The sequence below is a fragment of the Phaeobacter sp. QD34_24 genome (genome assembly GCF_028890115.1).
In the GTDB taxonomy this organism is placed as follows: domain Bacteria; phylum Pseudomonadota; class Alphaproteobacteria; order Rhodobacterales; family Rhodobacteraceae; genus Phycobacter.
In genome coordinates this window covers 176,202-191,395 of the sequence record NZ_JARCJD010000003.1, presented here as the reverse complement: position 1 = coordinate 191,395, position 15,194 = coordinate 176,202, and the positions used below count along the sequence as shown (strand labels likewise).

Annotated in this window: 15 protein-coding genes; 7 read left to right on the top strand and 8 right to left on the bottom strand. The window is 60.6% G+C overall.

Going from position 1 to position 15,194, the window contains the following annotated elements; translation table 11 throughout:
- Positions 1–98: 98 nt before the first annotated feature.
- From PXK07_RS03740 to PXK07_RS03725, 4 genes are read left to right on the top strand one after another with little or no spacing between them, the layout of a single operon-like run.
- Positions 99–1,658: an ABC transporter substrate-binding protein gene (locus PXK07_RS03740; protein WP_274846848.1), complete on the top strand. Its 1,560-nt coding sequence runs from the start codon at positions 99–101 to the stop codon at positions 1,656–1,658.
- 51 nt (positions 1,659–1,709) lie between these two features.
- Complete coding sequence (locus tag PXK07_RS03735; protein ID WP_274846847.1) at positions 1,710–2,678, top strand: ABC transporter permease; 969 nt, start codon at positions 1,710–1,712, stop codon at positions 2,676–2,678.
- Positions 2,678–3,613, top strand: a complete 936-nt coding sequence (locus PXK07_RS03730) for an ABC transporter permease (RefSeq protein WP_274846846.1) — start codon at positions 2,678–2,680, stop codon at positions 3,611–3,613. Before PXK07_RS03735 ends, PXK07_RS03730 begins: the two co-directional genes overlap by 1 nt.
- Positions 3,610–5,331, top strand: coding sequence for an ABC transporter ATP-binding protein (locus tag PXK07_RS03725; protein ID WP_274846845.1), 1,722 nt, complete (start codon positions 3,610–3,612; stop codon positions 5,329–5,331). Before PXK07_RS03730 ends, PXK07_RS03725 begins: the two co-directional genes overlap by 4 nt.
- 18 nt (positions 5,332–5,349) lie before the next feature.
- On the opposite strand, the gene PXK07_RS03720 is transcribed toward PXK07_RS03725, so the two are convergent.
- The 8 genes from PXK07_RS03720 to PXK07_RS03685 form a co-directional block, all read right to left on the bottom strand.
- Positions 5,350–6,570 carry a cysteine desulfurase gene (locus PXK07_RS03720; RefSeq protein ID WP_274846844.1) on the bottom strand — a complete coding sequence of 407 codons (1,221 nt, stop codon included), beginning with the start codon at positions 6,568–6,570 and terminating at the stop codon, positions 5,350–5,352.
- Complete coding sequence (locus PXK07_RS03715; protein WP_274846843.1) at positions 6,563–7,147, bottom strand: YIP1 family protein; 585 nt, start codon at positions 7,145–7,147, stop codon at positions 6,563–6,565. The genes PXK07_RS03720 and PXK07_RS03715 overlap by 8 nt, the downstream gene beginning before the upstream one ends.
- The gene (locus PXK07_RS03710; protein WP_274846842.1) at positions 7,144–7,629 is read right to left on the bottom strand and encodes a YIP1 family protein; all 486 of its coding nucleotides are present in this window, start codon (positions 7,627–7,629) and stop codon (positions 7,144–7,146) included. The genes PXK07_RS03715 and PXK07_RS03710 overlap by 4 nt, the downstream gene beginning before the upstream one ends.
- Entirely contained in the window at positions 7,629–8,909 is a 1,281-nt protein-coding gene (locus PXK07_RS03705; protein ID WP_274846841.1) for a SufB/SufD family protein, read from the bottom strand. Before PXK07_RS03705 ends, PXK07_RS03710 begins: the two co-directional genes overlap by 1 nt.
- Positions 8,910–9,665: a Fe-S cluster assembly ATPase SufC gene (gene sufC / locus PXK07_RS03700; RefSeq protein WP_274846840.1), complete on the bottom strand. Its 756-nt coding sequence runs from the start codon at positions 9,663–9,665 to the stop codon at positions 8,910–8,912.
- A 128-nt stretch (positions 9,666–9,793) separates the two neighbouring features.
- Complete coding sequence (gene sufB, locus PXK07_RS03695) at positions 9,794–11,314, bottom strand: Fe-S cluster assembly protein SufB (protein WP_274846839.1); 1,521 nt, start codon at positions 11,312–11,314, stop codon at positions 9,794–9,796.
- Between the two features lie 15 nt (positions 11,315–11,329).
- Positions 11,330–12,373, bottom strand: a complete 1,044-nt coding sequence (locus PXK07_RS03690; RefSeq protein WP_274846838.1) for a cysteine desulfurase family protein — start codon at positions 12,371–12,373, stop codon at positions 11,330–11,332.
- Positions 12,374–12,443: 70 nt separating this feature from the next.
- On the bottom strand, positions 12,444–12,926 hold the full coding sequence (locus PXK07_RS03685; protein ID WP_274846837.1) for an Rrf2 family transcriptional regulator: 483 nt from the start codon (positions 12,924–12,926) through the stop codon (positions 12,444–12,446).
- Between the two features lie 189 nt (positions 12,927–13,115).
- On the opposite strand from PXK07_RS03685, the gene PXK07_RS03680 reads away from it, so the two are divergent.
- Genes PXK07_RS03680 through PXK07_RS03670 form a run of 3 tightly spaced genes read left to right on the top strand, consistent with a single transcriptional unit; the run spans position 13,116 to position 15,192 of the window.
- Positions 13,116–13,769, top strand: coding sequence for an alpha/beta hydrolase (locus tag PXK07_RS03680; protein ID WP_274846836.1), 654 nt, complete (start codon positions 13,116–13,118; stop codon positions 13,767–13,769).
- Positions 13,769–14,026 carry a hypothetical protein gene (locus PXK07_RS03675; protein WP_274846835.1) on the top strand — a complete coding sequence of 86 codons (258 nt, stop codon included), beginning with the start codon at positions 13,769–13,771 and terminating at the stop codon, positions 14,024–14,026. Before PXK07_RS03680 ends, PXK07_RS03675 begins: the two co-directional genes overlap by 1 nt.
- The gene (locus PXK07_RS03670; protein ID WP_274846834.1) at positions 14,023–15,192 is read left to right on the top strand and encodes an HD domain-containing protein; all 1,170 of its coding nucleotides are present in this window, start codon (positions 14,023–14,025) and stop codon (positions 15,190–15,192) included. The genes PXK07_RS03675 and PXK07_RS03670 overlap by 4 nt, the downstream gene beginning before the upstream one ends.
- Positions 15,193–15,194: the final 2 nt, after the last annotated feature.

Sequence of the window (15,194 nt, the reverse complement as noted above, 5' to 3'; positions counted from 1 at the left end):
TTCACCATGAAGCCCTCTGAAAGGATAGCGTCACGTTCCAATGTCTGAGCTCACCACCGGGACAGGTCGGGAGCTTGTTTTTAAACAGGGAGAAAATAATGCACTTCAAAAAAATGTTTACGGTCTCGCTGCTGGCGATGGCCGCTGCCAGCCCGGCGCTGGCGGAAAACGTCCTGCGTTGGACCAGCCAGGGCGACGCCCTGACCATGGATCCCCATTCGCAGAACGAAGGCCCGACCATCGCAATGAACGGTCAGATCTATGAATCGCTCGTCACCCGCGATGCGGCGATGAACCTGCAGCCGGAACTGGCCGAAAGCTGGGAAGCCGGAGCCGATGGCTGGACCTTCAAGCTGCGCCAGGGCGTCAAGTTCCATGATGGTGCGGATTTCACCGCCGAGGACGTGGTGTTTTCCTTCGAGCGCGCCAAGCACGAGGCCTCCGACTACAAGGAGCAGGCCAAGAACGTGACCGCGGTCGAGGTGATTGACGATTACACCGTCAAGCTGACCACCGACGGGCCGAACCCGATCCTGCCCAACCAGCTGACCTCCATCTACATGATGGACAAGGGCTGGGCCGAGGCGAACAACGTGACCGCCCCGCAGGACTTCAAGGCCAAGGAAGAAACCTATGCGGTGCGCAATGCCAATGGCACCGGTCCCTTCACCCTGGTGAGCCGCGCGCCCGATGAGTTGACGGTGCTGGCCCGCAATGGCGACTGGTGGGGCGAAGGCCTGTTCCCCGGCAATATCGACAAGATCGAATACCGCCCGATTGCAAACGCCGCCACCCGCGTTGCCGCGCTTCTGTCGGGTGAAGTCGACTTTGTTCTGGACCCGCCGCTGCAGGATCTGAAACGGATCGAGGCAGCCGACGGTCTGGGTGTCTCCACCGTGGCGCAGATCCGTTCGATCTTCTTTGGCATGGATCAGGGCGTGGACCAGCTGCGCAGCTCCAACGTCGAAGGAAATCCGTTCAAGGACAAGCGGGTACGCGAAGCCTTTAACCTGGCGATCGACAAGGCCGCAATCCAGCGCGTGGTGATGGAGGGGCTCTCCTTCCCGACCGGCATGATCACCCCGCCGGGTGTTCTGGGCAACACGCCTGACAACGATGCCTCCTACGGGTTTGATCCCGAAAAGGCGAAATCGCTGCTGGTCGAAGCGGGCTATCCCGATGGGTTCTCGATCCAGCTTGACTGCCCGAACAACCGCTACAACAACGACGAGAAGATCTGTCAGGCCGCGGTTGCCATGCTGGCCAAGGTTGGCGTCAAGGTGAACCTGGACGCGATCCCGAAGGCGCAGCACTTCCCGAAGATCCAGAAGCGTGAATCCGATTTCTACATGCTGGGTTGGGGCGTGCCGACGCTGGACAGCCACTATGTCTTCTCCTACCTCTTGGACGGCAAAGGATCCTGGAACGCAACCGGCTACAACAATGCCCGCGTGAACGAGATCACCAGCGCCATCACCACCGAGATCGACATCGACAAGCGCACCGCGCTGATCGGTGAGGCCTGGGATCTGGTGAAGGCCGACATTCCTTACGTTCCGATCCATCACCAGGTTCTGGCCTGGGGCATCTCCGACAAGGTCGAAATCCCGATCTCGGCGGATGACGCCTTCCGCCCGCGCTTTGCCGTGATGAAGTAACTTGAGCCTTGGGGCGGGCATCCTGTCCGCCCCAGATGCTCTGGGGGATCAATGACCACTTTCATTCTCAAACGTCTGGCCCAGTCATTGCTTGTCATGGCTGTGGTTTCGGCCATCAGTTTTTCCTTGTTCAACTTCGTCGGCGATCCGGTCAACAACATGGTTGGCCAGGACGCGACACGTGAACAGCGGATCGAAATCCGCCAGCAACTGGGATTGGATGATCCGATCCTGACCCAGTACACCCGCTTCATGGGCAATATCCTGAGCGGCGATTTCGGCCTCAGCTACCGGATCAAGCGCCCGGTGGACGAGCTGATCCTGGAACGCCTTCCCGCCACGCTTGAACTGGTTTTTGTCAGCGCAATCATAGCCTTGGCCGTTGGTATTACACTGGGCGTCTATACCGGGATCCGGCGCAAATCCTGGGTCAGCCGGGTGATCCTGTCCACCTCTCTCATCGGGGTGAGCCTGCCGACCTTCATCATCGGTATCGCGCTGATCTATGTCTTTGCGGTGCACCTGCGCTGGCTGCCGTCCTCAGGGCGCAGCGGCACGGTTGATCTGGGTTGGTGGAAAACCTCGCTGCTGACCGTCGACGGCTGGCGGGCCATCCTTTTGCCCGCGATCACCCTGTCGCTGTTCCAGCTGACGCTGATCCTGCGTCTGGTGCGGGCCGAGATGATGGAGGTGATGCGCACCGATTTCATCAAATTCGCCCGCGCCCGCGGCCTGGCCGAACGCGCGATCAACTTCCGCCACGCCCTACGCAACACGCTGGTGCCGGTGATCACCATCATTGGTCTCAACATCGGCGGGCTGATTGCCTTTTCCGTGATCACCGAAACCGTGTTCCAATGGCCCGGCACCGGGTTGATGTTCATCCAGGCCGTTGATTTCGTGGATGTTCCGATCATGGCCGCCTATCTGGTCTTTGTCGCGCTGCTCTTTGTTCTGATCAATCTGATCGTCGATATCCTCTATTTCGTCGTCGATCCTCGAATTCGCCTGGGGTCCTGATGAGCCTTCCAACCGACCGCCCGGCCACGCGCTGGGAACGCTTCAAGGACAATGACATCGTCTGGTCCTTTTTCCATTCACCCGGAGCGGTGATCGCAGCCGTGGTCACCCTCCTGATGATCTTGGCCTGCGTCTTTGCTCCAGTGCTTGCGCCGTTTGATCCGTTCGATCCGGCCCAGATCTCGCTCTGGGATGGCAAGCTTCCCCCGGCCTGGGTCGAGGGCGGGCAGCCCCAGTACCTCTTGGGCACCGACAACCAGGGCCGCGACATGCTGTCGACCATCCTGTACGGTGGGCGGCTGTCGATTATCGTCGGCCTTGCTGCGGTGTGCCTTGGCATGGTTCTGGGCGTTACGCTTGGGGTCGTCTCCGGCTATGTCGGCGGCATGACCGATGCCATCATCATGCGCATCGCGGATGTTCAGCTGACTATTCCCGGAATTCTTTTGGCGATTCTGATCAATGGCATAGGCCGTGCAGTTCTACCTCTGGAGCTGCGGGATGACTTTGCCATCTACGTGGTGATCGTCGCCATTGGCCTGACCGACTGGCCGCAGTTTGCCCGTGTGGCGCGCGGAGCCACGCTGGTGGAGGCGAACAAGGAATATGTGCAGGCCGCACGTATCATCGGCCTGCCCCGCTGGCTGATCATGATCCGCCACATCTTCCCCAACACATTGCGCCCCGTCCTGGTGATTGCCACCATCGGCCTTGCGCTGGCGATCATTTCCGAGGCAACCCTGTCCTTCCTCGGCCAGGGCATTCCGCCAACCACCCCGTCGCTTGGCACGCTGATCCGGGTGGGCAATGAATACCTGTTCTCCGGCCTCTGGTGGATCACCTTCTTCCCTGCAATCGCACTTGTTGTCCTGGTCTTCGCAGTAAACCTGCTGGGAGACTGGATGCGGGATGCCCTCAATCCGAAGCTACGATGACTGAACTGTTGAAAATCGAAGGGCTCGATGTCGAGTTCCCCACCCGTCGCGGAACCGTCAAGGCGGCGCGCAATGTGTCGCTGACCGTGAACCCGGGCGAAGTTGTCGGTCTGGTCGGCGAATCCGGGGCCGGGAAATCCACCATCGGCAATGCCATCATCGACCTTTTGGAAACGCCGGGACGCGTTGCCGGCGGCTCGATCCTGTTCCAGGGCGAAGAGCTGCGCGGGCGTGACGAGGATGAGATGCGCACGATCCGGGGCGACCGGATCGGTATGATCTTTCAGGATCCGCAGACCTCGCTCAACCCGCTGATGACCATCGGCGCGCAGCTGGTTGAAACCATTGAAAAAACCACTGGCCTGACAGGTGCAGATGCCGAAGCCCGTGCCGAAGAACTGCTGGCTCAGGTTGGTATCACCGAGGCCAAGGCGCGGCTCAAGGCCTATCCGCACCAATTCTCGGGCGGCATGCGCCAAAGGGTGGTGATTGCCTTGGCGCTGGCTGGTGACCCCGATCTGATCATCGCGGATGAACCGACCACGGCGCTGGATGTTTCGATCCAGGCGCAGATCCTGGATCTCTTGAAACGCCTATGCCGTGAGCGAAACCTCGGGGTCATAATTGTCACCCATGACATTGGCGTTATTGCAAATATCGCGGATCGCGTGGTGGTGATGTACCGCGGTGAAGTGGTGGAAACCGGCGATGTGGCGCAGATCCTCGGCGCCCCCAATCACGAATATACCAAGTCGCTGATTGCCGCCGTGCCCCGCGCGGATCGCAAGCTGGAGCGCTTTACCTCGGTCGATTACATCGAAGGCGACGCCAAGCCCTTTAGCCGTATCGACGTGCAGAACCACTGGCTGGGCCAGGCCCGCAGTGACCGCCAGGCAAAGGCAGCCGTTGAGGTCGACAACCTCAACCTCTCCTTCGTGCTGCAAAAGTCACTGCTCAAACGCAATCGGCGTATGTTGCAGGCGGTGGATGATGCCACGTTTTCGGTGGCTGCAGGCGAAACCTTTGGGATCGTTGGCGAATCCGGATCAGGAAAATCCACCATCGCGCGGATGATCGCGGGGCTGTACCAGCCGGATTCCGGGCAGATCCGAGTCTTTGGCGAGGATGTCAGCACCCGCCCCGCCAGCGCCACGGCCCGGCAGGCACGCCGCGCCTTGCAGATGATTTTCCAGGACCCCTATTCCTCGCTCAATGCGCGGATGCGGGTGATGGACATCGTGGCAGAGCCGATCCGCTATCATCGCCTGACGGGCAGTGAAAGCGAAACACGCCAAGTGGTCAGTGACCTTTTGGATCACGTGGGCCTCGGCGCGGCAGCAGGGTTGAAGTATCCGCATGAATTCTCGGGCGGTCAGCGGCAGCGGATTTCGATTGCCCGCGCGCTAGCCTCTCGGCCGCGCATCCTGATCTGCGACGAGCCGACATCGGCGCTGGATGTCTCGGTTCAGGCAACAATCCTAAACCTTTTGAAGGACTTGCAGGAAGAACTGGGGCTCACGATGATCTTCATCAGCCACGATCTGCCGGTGATCCGTCAGATGTGCGACCGTATCGCCGTTATGCGCCACGGCCAGATCTGCGAGATTGCCGAGGCCGAGACCCTGTTCGAGGCGCCAACCCATGACTATTCGCGTCACCTGCTGGATCTGATGCCGCGCATGGATCTGCTTGGCACCGATCGTGCGGTGCCCGCCTGACAGAAGGCGGAACTGGCCTCAGGCAAACAGCTCGTGGGCCAGTTCCAATGCGTCGATCAGCGTGTCGACCTCTTCCTTGGTGTTGTAGAGGCCAAAGGACGCCCGGCAGGTTGCGGCCACACCAAGATGATCCATCAACGGGGCGGCACAGTGCTGACCCGCCCGCACCGCGACGCCTTTCTTGTCAAGAATGGTCGAAATATCATGGGCATGGGCGGCACTGTTCATGGTGAAGCTGAAGATCGCCGCACGATCCGGGGCGTGACCTTGAATGTTGAGCCAGTTCAGCCCCTTGAAACGCTCCATCGCATATTGGCACAGGCTGCGCTCATGCGCGGCGATATTCTCCATGCCGATATCCATCATGTATTCCAGCGCCACGCCAAGACCGATGGTCTGCACGATCCCCGGCGTTCCGGCTTCGAATTTCATCGGCGGATCATTGTAGATCACCGTGTCGCGCGTGACTTCCTTGATCATGTCACCGCCACCAATGAAGGGGCGCATCTCGGCCATGCGTTCAGGTTTGATATAGATCGCGCCCGATCCCGAGGGGCCATATAGCTTGTGGCCGGTAATGGCGTAGAAATCGCAGCCGATATCCTGCACATCCACCGGCATATGCACCGCACCTTGCGAGCCATCCACCAGCACCGGCACCCCCTTGGCATGCGCCCCCCTGGTGATTGCCTTTACATCAACAATCGTCCCCAGAACGTTGGAACATTGGGTGACTGCAACCAGCTTGGTCTTGGGGCCGATGGCATCGATCACCGCCTGCGGATCAAGGCTGCCATCGGGCGCCGTCTCCACCCATTTCAGCACCGCCCCCTGCCGTTCGCGCAGGAAATGCCAGGGTACGATATTGGCGTGGTGCTCCATCACCGAGAGCACGATTTCGTCCCCCGGTTCGAACCGCGGCATGGCCCAGCTATAGGCCACCAGGTTGATCCCCTCGGTGGTGCCCGAATTCAGGACAATCGTGTCTTCGTCGCCCGCGTTCAGAAACCGCCCGATCACGCCCCGCACAGATTCATACTTCTCGGTCGCAAGGTTCGAAAGATAGTGCAAGCCCCTGTGAACATTTGCATATTCCTCGGAGTAGACGCGTGTGATGGCGTCAATCACCACCGCAGGCTTTTGCGCCGAAGCGCCATTGTCCAGATAGGTCAGCGGCTTGCCGTTCACCTGCCGCGACAGGATCGGGAATTCGGAGCGGATCTTTTCGACATCATACATATGCGGGCAGTCCCAGGTTTTCCGGGCCAAAGAGACCCAAAACAAATGTCAGTGTAAAGAGGGCCAGAAGGCTTGCCATCAAAAGCACCCCAAAGGCACGCCAAAGCGAGTTGAAACGATGTGCGGCGTTCACGAAATGGAGCAGCACAAAAAACAGGTACAGGTTCACAACAAGGCTGAACAGGCCGCCCAGCCCCGGTGACAGGATCGTGACCAGGATCAAGCCCGCCTGAATGCCGACGCGCACGATCTGCAACCAGATCATCACAGCAAGGAGATCGGCAAAGGCACCCTTCCCGCCAATGAACCGCCCGCAAACCGTAACGGCAACGGACACGCCCAGGATAAGCCCCGCCGACAGCGCCACATAGGTCACCGAGGACAAGCGCAGCATCGCGAATTCCGGCGGCAGCGGAAACAGGACGGTCATTATCCCGTAAGCGAGCGCATTCAGAACCGCAGCCAGGAAAAGCCCGGTCCAGATCGCCTCTCGCGGCCAGGCGCGCGACAGCAACAGATGCGCGGCCTGGGCCGGGCTGCGCAGTGTCAACAGGCCAAGGCTTAGCACGCTGTTCATATGCGCGCCCAGTAGGCCGCGACCATGCCGGACAACCAGAACCACAGGACAACCGCAAGCCAGAGAATCCCGACACTGGTGAGCGCAGGACCCGGACCGATGAAACCGGCCACCAATCCGTGCAACAGCAACAGCGGGCTGGAGGCCAGAAGCGTCCAGAACAGGACCAGCCGCGCCCGGTAGGACTCTCCGCTTCCGCCAAACAGCCGCGCTAGCAGGTGTGTACCCCAGGACAGAACATATAGCGCCAGCGGCGCGATGAAGATCAGCCCCAAAAGCGCACCACCCAGCAGCATGTTCAGCTCCTGGCCGGTCAGATGCGCCTCACGCGACAGGCGCGGCATCTGCGCGATAAAGGCGATCGCACAGCCGAACATCAGGAAGGCCAGCAGGCGATCCTCGCGCGGCCCCATCGACAGGAGCCGCGCAATCACCAGGCGCGGCCCCCTGTAGGTCGCCACGATATCGGTGGTCACCGCCATCAGCGACGCCGGGCCAGCCAGCCTTCAAGGCGCGTGACGATGGCGGCAGCGATCTCTTCATCCTCGATCTCTTCCACCGCTTCAGCAAGGAAGGCCAGGGTCAGAAGATCGGTCGCATCGCCTTCCGGCACCCCGCGCGAGCGCAGGTAGAACAGCGCATCCTCGTCGATCGCACCAGAGGTGGAGCCATGCGAGCAGGCCACGTCATCGGCGTAGATTTCCAGTTCCGGCTTGGCCAGGAACTGGCTGTCATCATCCAGCAGCAGAGACTGGGAAATCTGATACCCGTCAGTCTTTTGCGCGCCTTCCTTCACCAGGATCTTGCCCTGGAAAACGCCGGTGGCGCCATTGCGCAGCACCTTCTTGAAGACCTGACGGCTTTCGCAGTTCACCGCATCATGTGTGACAAAGACCGTATCATCATGGTGGAAGTCACCATCGCCAGCACAGGCGCCCGCGATATGGGCAATCGCATCATCGCCGGTCAGCTCGATCACCGCCTCGTTGCGGGTCAGAACCCCATTCACCGTCAGGGTGAAGCTTTTGAACTCGGACTCTGTGCCAAGGCGCGCAAACAGATGCGTCGCCGCGCGGCGCTCATGGTCGCGCCCCTGCGCCCGCACCAGATGCAGCTTGCCGGTGTCGGCAATGTCGATCTCCATGCATTTGTTGAAGCGCGACGCCGCCGGACCATTTTCCAGAATGGTTGCCTCTGCCCCTGCGTCCACACGGATCACATGGTGCAGAATGGCATCGGAGCCCTCATCGGAATGACGGTAGATCATGTTGATCGGCTTCGACGGTTTGCCGGTCACATGGATCGCCAGCCCATCCTGGGCAAAAGCGGTGTTGAGTGCCGCCAGCGGACGCGCCACAGGGGACTGACCGCGCGCTTCAAGAACGCCATACAAGTCCTTGGCCCAATGGATATCCTTGTCGCAGATATCAGAGATCCGCTCGATGGTGACCCCTTCGAGGGACAGATCGTCGGACTCTTCCGGCGCAAAGACACCATCCACAAAGACCACCTTCAGACGGTCGAATTCGTCGAACATCGGTGCTTCGTCGGTGTCAAAGATTGCAGCCTTCGGTGCCTCAACCTGGGTCAGCGTATCGGGGCGGGTGTATTTCCAATACTCGTCCCGCCGCCCCGGCAGGCCCAGGGTCTGCACGCGCGACAAGGCCGCCCGGCGCGCATCCTCAAGACAGCCGCCCGTGGGCAGGGTCAGCGCGGCCAGCCGCGCGTCGGTCGCGGTTTGCTTTACCTCCGGAAGCGCCATTTACGCCACCTCGGCCAGGATGTCGGCATAGCCGTTGTTTTCCACCTCAAGCGCCAGCTCGGGGCCGCCGGTTTTCACGATGCGACCGTTGGCCATGATGTGCACCACGTCCGGTTTGATGTGGTCCAACAGGCGCTGGTAGTGGGTGATCACCAGGAAACCGCGGCCTTCGTCGCGCAGGGCGTTGACGCCTTCGGCCACCAGTTTCATTGCGTCCACGTCCAGGCCCGAGTCGGTCTCGTCCAGGATGCACATCTTCGGCTCCAGCATGGCCATCTGGAGGATTTCGTTGCGCTTTTTCTCGCCGCCCGAGAAGCCGACATTGACGGGGCGCTTCAGCATGTCGGCGTCGATCTTCAGGGTCTTGGCCTTGGCACGCACCACTTTCAGGAAGTCAGCAGCCGACAGTTCCTCTTCGCCACGGGCCTTGCGCTGTGCGTTCACGGCGGTGCGCAGGAAGGTCATGTTGCCAACGCCGGGGATTTCCACCGGGTATTGGAAGGCGAGGAACATGCCAGCGGCGGCGCGCTCTTCCGGCTCCAGATCCAAGAGATCCTCACCATCCAGGGTCGCGGTGCCATCGGTCACCTCATAGCCGTCCTTACCAGAGAGGACATAGGAGAGGGTCGATTTGCCCGACCCGTTCGGTCCCATGATCGCATGCACCTTGCCGGCCTCAACCGTGAGATCCACACCTTTGAGGATCTGCTTGTCCTCTTCTTCAAGTTTCACGTGCAGGTTTTTGATTTCCAGCATGATTTCCTCGTTTCAATCTTATTGGGACAGCCTGTGTCCCGTTGTTCCAAGCCGGGCGCTCCCGGAAAATTATTACACTTGCCGGGTGCCTCCACTGGCTGTGGAGACACGCGGCATCAGTCAGGCGATTAGCCCACGGAGCCTTCAAGCGAGATCGCAACCAGCTGCTGCGCCTCCATGGCGAATTCCATCGGCAGGGCCTGCAACACGTCCTTACAGAAGCCGTTCACCACCAGGGCGACCGCCTCTTCCTCGTCCATGCCGCGCTGGCGGCAGTAGAACAGCTGATCGTCGTCCACCTTGGATGTGGTTGCCTCATGCTCAACCCGCGAGGAATTGTTCTTCACTTCGATGTAAGGCACCGTATGGGCGCCGCATTTGTCACCGATCAGCAGACTGTCGCACTGGGTGTAGTTGCGCGAATTCTTCGCCTTTGGGTGCATCGACACCAGCCCGCGATAGGTGTTCTGCGCCTTGCCAGCCGAGATCCCCTTGGAGACGATGCGGGACTTGGTGTTCTTGCCCAGATGCACCATCTTGGTGCCGGTATCGGCCTGCTGCATGTTGTTGGCGATGGCGATCGAGTAGAACTCACCCTGGCTTTCCTCGCCGCGCAGGATGCAGGACGGGTATTTCCAGGTTACGGCAGAGCCTGTTTCAACCTGGGTCCACATCACCTTGGCACGGTCGCCACGGCAATCGGCACGTTTGGTGACGAAGTTATAGATGCCGCCCTTGCCTTCCTCATCGCCCGGATACCAGTTTTGCACGGTGGAGTATTTCACCTCCGCGTCTTCTTCGATGATGATTTCGACCACGGCGGCATGCAGCTGCGCGACATCGCGCTGCGGAGCCGTACAGCCCTCCAAGTAGCTGACGTAGCTTCCTTTATCGGCAATGATCAGGGTGCGTTCGAACTGGCCGGTGTTCTCCGCATTGATGCGGAAATAGGTGCTGAGCTCCATCGGGCAGCGCACGCCGGGCGGCACGTAGACAAAGGAGCCGTCAGAGAACACGGCGGAGTTCAGCGTGGCATAGAAGTTGTCGGAGACCGGCACAACCGAGCCCAGGTATTTCTTCACGAGTTCGGGGTGTTCGCGGATTGCTTCAGAGATGGAACAGAAGATGACGCCTGCTTCCTGCAGTTCCTTCTGGAAGGTGGTGCCGACGGAAACGGAGTCGAAGACCGCATCCACGGCCACCTTGCGGCCTTCGACGGGGGCGTTCTCAGCACCCTCGACGCCTGCCAGAATCATCTGCTCTTTCAGGGGGATACCCAGCTTCTCGTATGTCGCCAGCAGCTTGGGGTCGACCTCATCCAGGGATTTCGGCTTCACCTCCATCGATTTGGGGCGGGCATAGTAATACTGATCCTGGAAGTCGATCTTGGGATAGCTGACCATGGCCCAGTTGGGCTCTTCCATCTGCTGCCAGCGTTCGAATGCGGCCAGACGCCATTCGGTCATCCATTCCGGCTCTTCGTTCTTTTCCGAGATCAGCCGAACGATATCCGGGTTCACGCCCTTGGGGGCATATTCCATCTCGATATCGGTTTCCCAGCCGTATTTATATGTACTGACCTCCGCCACCGCATCCACGGTTTCCTGGTCAACACCTTCCTTGACTTGGGTCTGGTCCAAAGCGGCCATGATCTTCTCCTGCAGTCACGCCGCGCGGGCGCGATGTTTCTCGTGTTTTTGCAGCCACGCCTCGGCAAAGCGCAGCACATCGTCTTCGGTTGTCTCCAGCCCCAGCGACACGCGAATGGCGCCCTGGGCGGTTGTCTCGTCATATCCCATTGCGGTCAGCACCGCGCTGGCGCGCACCTTGCCGCTGGAACAGGCGCTGCCTGCACTGATGGCAAATCCAGCCAGGTCCATCTGCATCACCTGCGTTTCGCCCTTCCAGCCCGGCGTGGCAAAACAAGAGGTATTGGGCAGGCGGTTCGCGTCCTTCCCGACAAAAATAGTTTCCGGAGCGCCGGCTGCAAGCGCATTTTCTAGAATATTTCTAAGTTCTGCGACCCGGTCCCATTTTCCATCCGCCAAATCCCGCTGCGCCGCCGTGGCCGCCGCCGCGAATCCGGCAATGCCAATGACATTTTCGGTGCCGGAGCGGCGGCCCATTTCCTGCCCGCCGCCCTTGATCTGCGCCGCCAGATCGGTGCCGCGCTTCAGAACGACCGCCCCGCAGCCCTTGGGGCCACCCAGCTTATGCGCCGAGATCAGCGCCATTTCGGCGCCCAGCCAGTTGAAGGCCACCGGCAGCTTGCCAAATCCCTGCGTCGCATCGGTGACCGCCAGCCCCTCTGGCAGGCTTTGCACCACGCCGGTTTCGGAATTGGCCAGTTGCAGGGTTGTTTGCCCAGGCTCAGAAACCGATACCTCCCCATCGGCCGAAACGGAAAGATCATCTTTGATCCAGGCCCTTACCGCATCATGCTCAACCGCAGCGCCATGCAGGTCGCGCCCCGCCAACGCAAGCGAGGCCCCCTCGGTCGAGCCGGAGGTAAAGACGATATCGGCGCCATCGGCCCCAAAGGCTTCGGCGATCTGTGCCCGGCTGCGTTCGATCAGGGATTTTGCCGCGCGCCCCTCTGCATGGACAGAGGACGGATTGCCACAAAGATCCATCGCCGCGATCATCGCCTCCCGCGCCTCGGCGCGCAGCGGAGTGGTCGCGTTATGATCCAGATAAACCCGTTTCATAGACTCATGTTTTCCCATCGATCACTAGAAATACCCGCTGCAGCCCGTGGCCGTGCACCTGGGCAGGGCGTCACGCCTCTGCCCGCTGGTCCCCTTCGGCGTCCACCACCGCAAACAGATTCGGCACCGCCGGACAGGGCGCCAGCTCGTTTGCGATCACATCCGACAGCCGCGTCTGATGCAGGAATACATAGACCTGCGCGCTGAGGCTCTGCCACAAGCGATTGGTCAGCGATTGCGCCCTTGAGCCCGAGGCGGCACCGGAAGCGCCTGCCCCCTTGTGCATGGCATCCACGGTCTCATCCACCGCCGACAGCACATCGACCACCCGGATTTCCGAGGTCGGCTTGGCAAGGCGATAGCCCCCACCCGGCCCGCGCACCGAAGACACCAGCTCGGCCCGGCGCAGCTTGACAAACAGCTGTTCAAGATAGGGCAGCGAGATATCCTGACGCTTGGAAATATCGCTCAGCACCACCAGCGAACCCTCTGGCTGCAAGGCAATATCCGCTAGGGCCACCATGGCGTATCGCCCCTTGGTCGATAGCTTCATCTTCTTTTACCCCAATTGGCCGCGAAAACGGCGAAAACATTGACCTTGACAGCTGCAACGCATATCTGGGCTGGACAGCGCGCGTGGCACAGGCCACCGCAGCAATTAGAACAGTTCTAAGGTGCCCAAGGGAATTCGTCAAGTTTCCCGATCCGGCTCCCACGGAATAAGAGTAGGAACGAACCGCACATGCCCGAGGTCATTTTTCCCGGACCCGAAGGCCGCCTGGAAGGCCGCTATCACCCGCAGAAAGAAAAAGACGCCCCGATCGCGATCGTCCTTCATCCTCATCCGCAGTTCGGCGGCACGATGAACAACAAGGTTGTCTATAACCTGCACTACGCCTTTTACAACATGGGCTTTACCGTTTTGCGGTTCAACTTCCGTGGGGTCGGCCGCAGCCAGGGCGAATATGATCAGGGCGTCGGAGAGCTGTCCGATGCAGCCTCGGCGCTGGATTACCTGCAGTCGATGAACAACAACTCCAAGCATTGCTGGGTCGCGGGCTTTTCCTTTGGCGCCTGGATCGGCATGCAGCTGCTGATGCGGCGTCCGGAAATCACCGGCTTCATCTCGGTGGCGCCGCCTGCCAACATGTATGATTTCTCCTTCCTGGCGCCCTGCCCCTCTTCGGGGCTGATCATCAACGGCACCGCCGACCGCGTGGCACCGCCCGCCGATACGGTCAACCTGGTGAACAAGCTGCATGAACAAAAGGGCATCACCATCACCCATACCGAGGTGGAAGGTGCGGATCACTTCTTCCAGGAACCGCATATGGACACGCTGATCGGCAATGTGAACGACTACGTCAAGCGCCGCCTGACCGAGAACACCCGCTGATGAGCACGATCGAGACGCTGGCGCAGAAACTGGCCATCGACACCCTCAAGATCCAGGATGCGATCGACGAGGACAGGCTTTATGTCGAAGTCGGTCAGGTGCTTGGCGCAGCGTCTCAATCGCTGGAAGAGGCCTATCTGACAGAGGTGCGCGTGCGCCTGGCAGAACGCAAGGCGCGCGATTTCCTGAACCAGAAGATCGCGGCCCTCCAGGCCGAGGCCGAAGCCCGGCACTCCACAACGGGCGGCGGTCAGTGAGCGCACGGCTGGACGCCCAGTTTGCCTTTCTACGCGAGGCCGAAAAGCTGCGCCGGATCGAACGGCAAAACCTGATCCTGGATGGATCGCGCCCGGAGAATTCAGCCGAACACAGCTGGCACTTGGCGCTCTATGCCTTGACCCTGGCGCCGCTCGCCGATCCGGCCGTGAATGTCGACCGGGTCATCCAGATGCTTCTGCTGCACGATCTGGTCGAGATCGATGTCGGCGACCACCCGATTGCAGGTGATGTCGACTGGAAGGCCGTCACGGCAGCCGAAGACACCGCAGCCAGACGGCTGTTTGCCCTGCTGCCAAGCGATCAGGGCACCGCGCTACTGGACCTGTGGCGGGAGTTTGAGGCCGGCGAAACACTTGATGCCCGCTTTGCCAAACATCTGGATCATTGCCAGCCGATCTTTCAGACGCTGCACTGTCGGCAGGTGCCGGAGTTCCACCTCGACATTGTCCGCGACAACCTGGAAACCGGCCGCGCGACCGGCTTGAAGACGGGATTTCCGAAAGCCTACCACCATGCCCAGAGCCTGCTGGGACAGGCCGGGAGCGAGAGTTGCCCGAGCTTCACGCAAAGGCTTGGGTTTCTGAACGAAGCGGATGCGCTCAAGCAGGTGCTGCGGGCATCGCGGCTGGGCGATGGCAGCCGCCGGGAGAATTCAGCCGAACACAGTTGGCATATCATGCTGCACGGCTGGATCCTTGCCGAACATGCCTCGCATGATATCGATCTGTCGCGGGTCATGCGTATGCTGCTCCTGCATGATCTCGTGGAAATCGACGCAGGCGACACGCCCATTCATGGCACGCAGGATCCTGCCACCCTTGCCGCGCTGGCCGACCGGGAAGCCGCTGCCGCCCGGCGTCTGTTTCACCTGCTGCCGCAACCGCAAGCCGGGGACTTCCACGCCCTGTGGACGGAGTTCGAAGAGGCCGCCAGCCCGGATGCCATCTTTGCCAAGTCCATCGACCGCGTGCAGCCGCTGTTTCTGAACCTGTTGAACGGCGGGGGGACCTGGGTGGAATATGACGTGAACTTCGGCCAGCTTGAACAGCGTGTGGGTGTCAAGATTGCGCGCGGTGCCGCCGATGTCTGGACCCATGTGCGCGGCCACGTGCTGCCCTGGTTTGAAACCGCCGGGCGCATCTGACT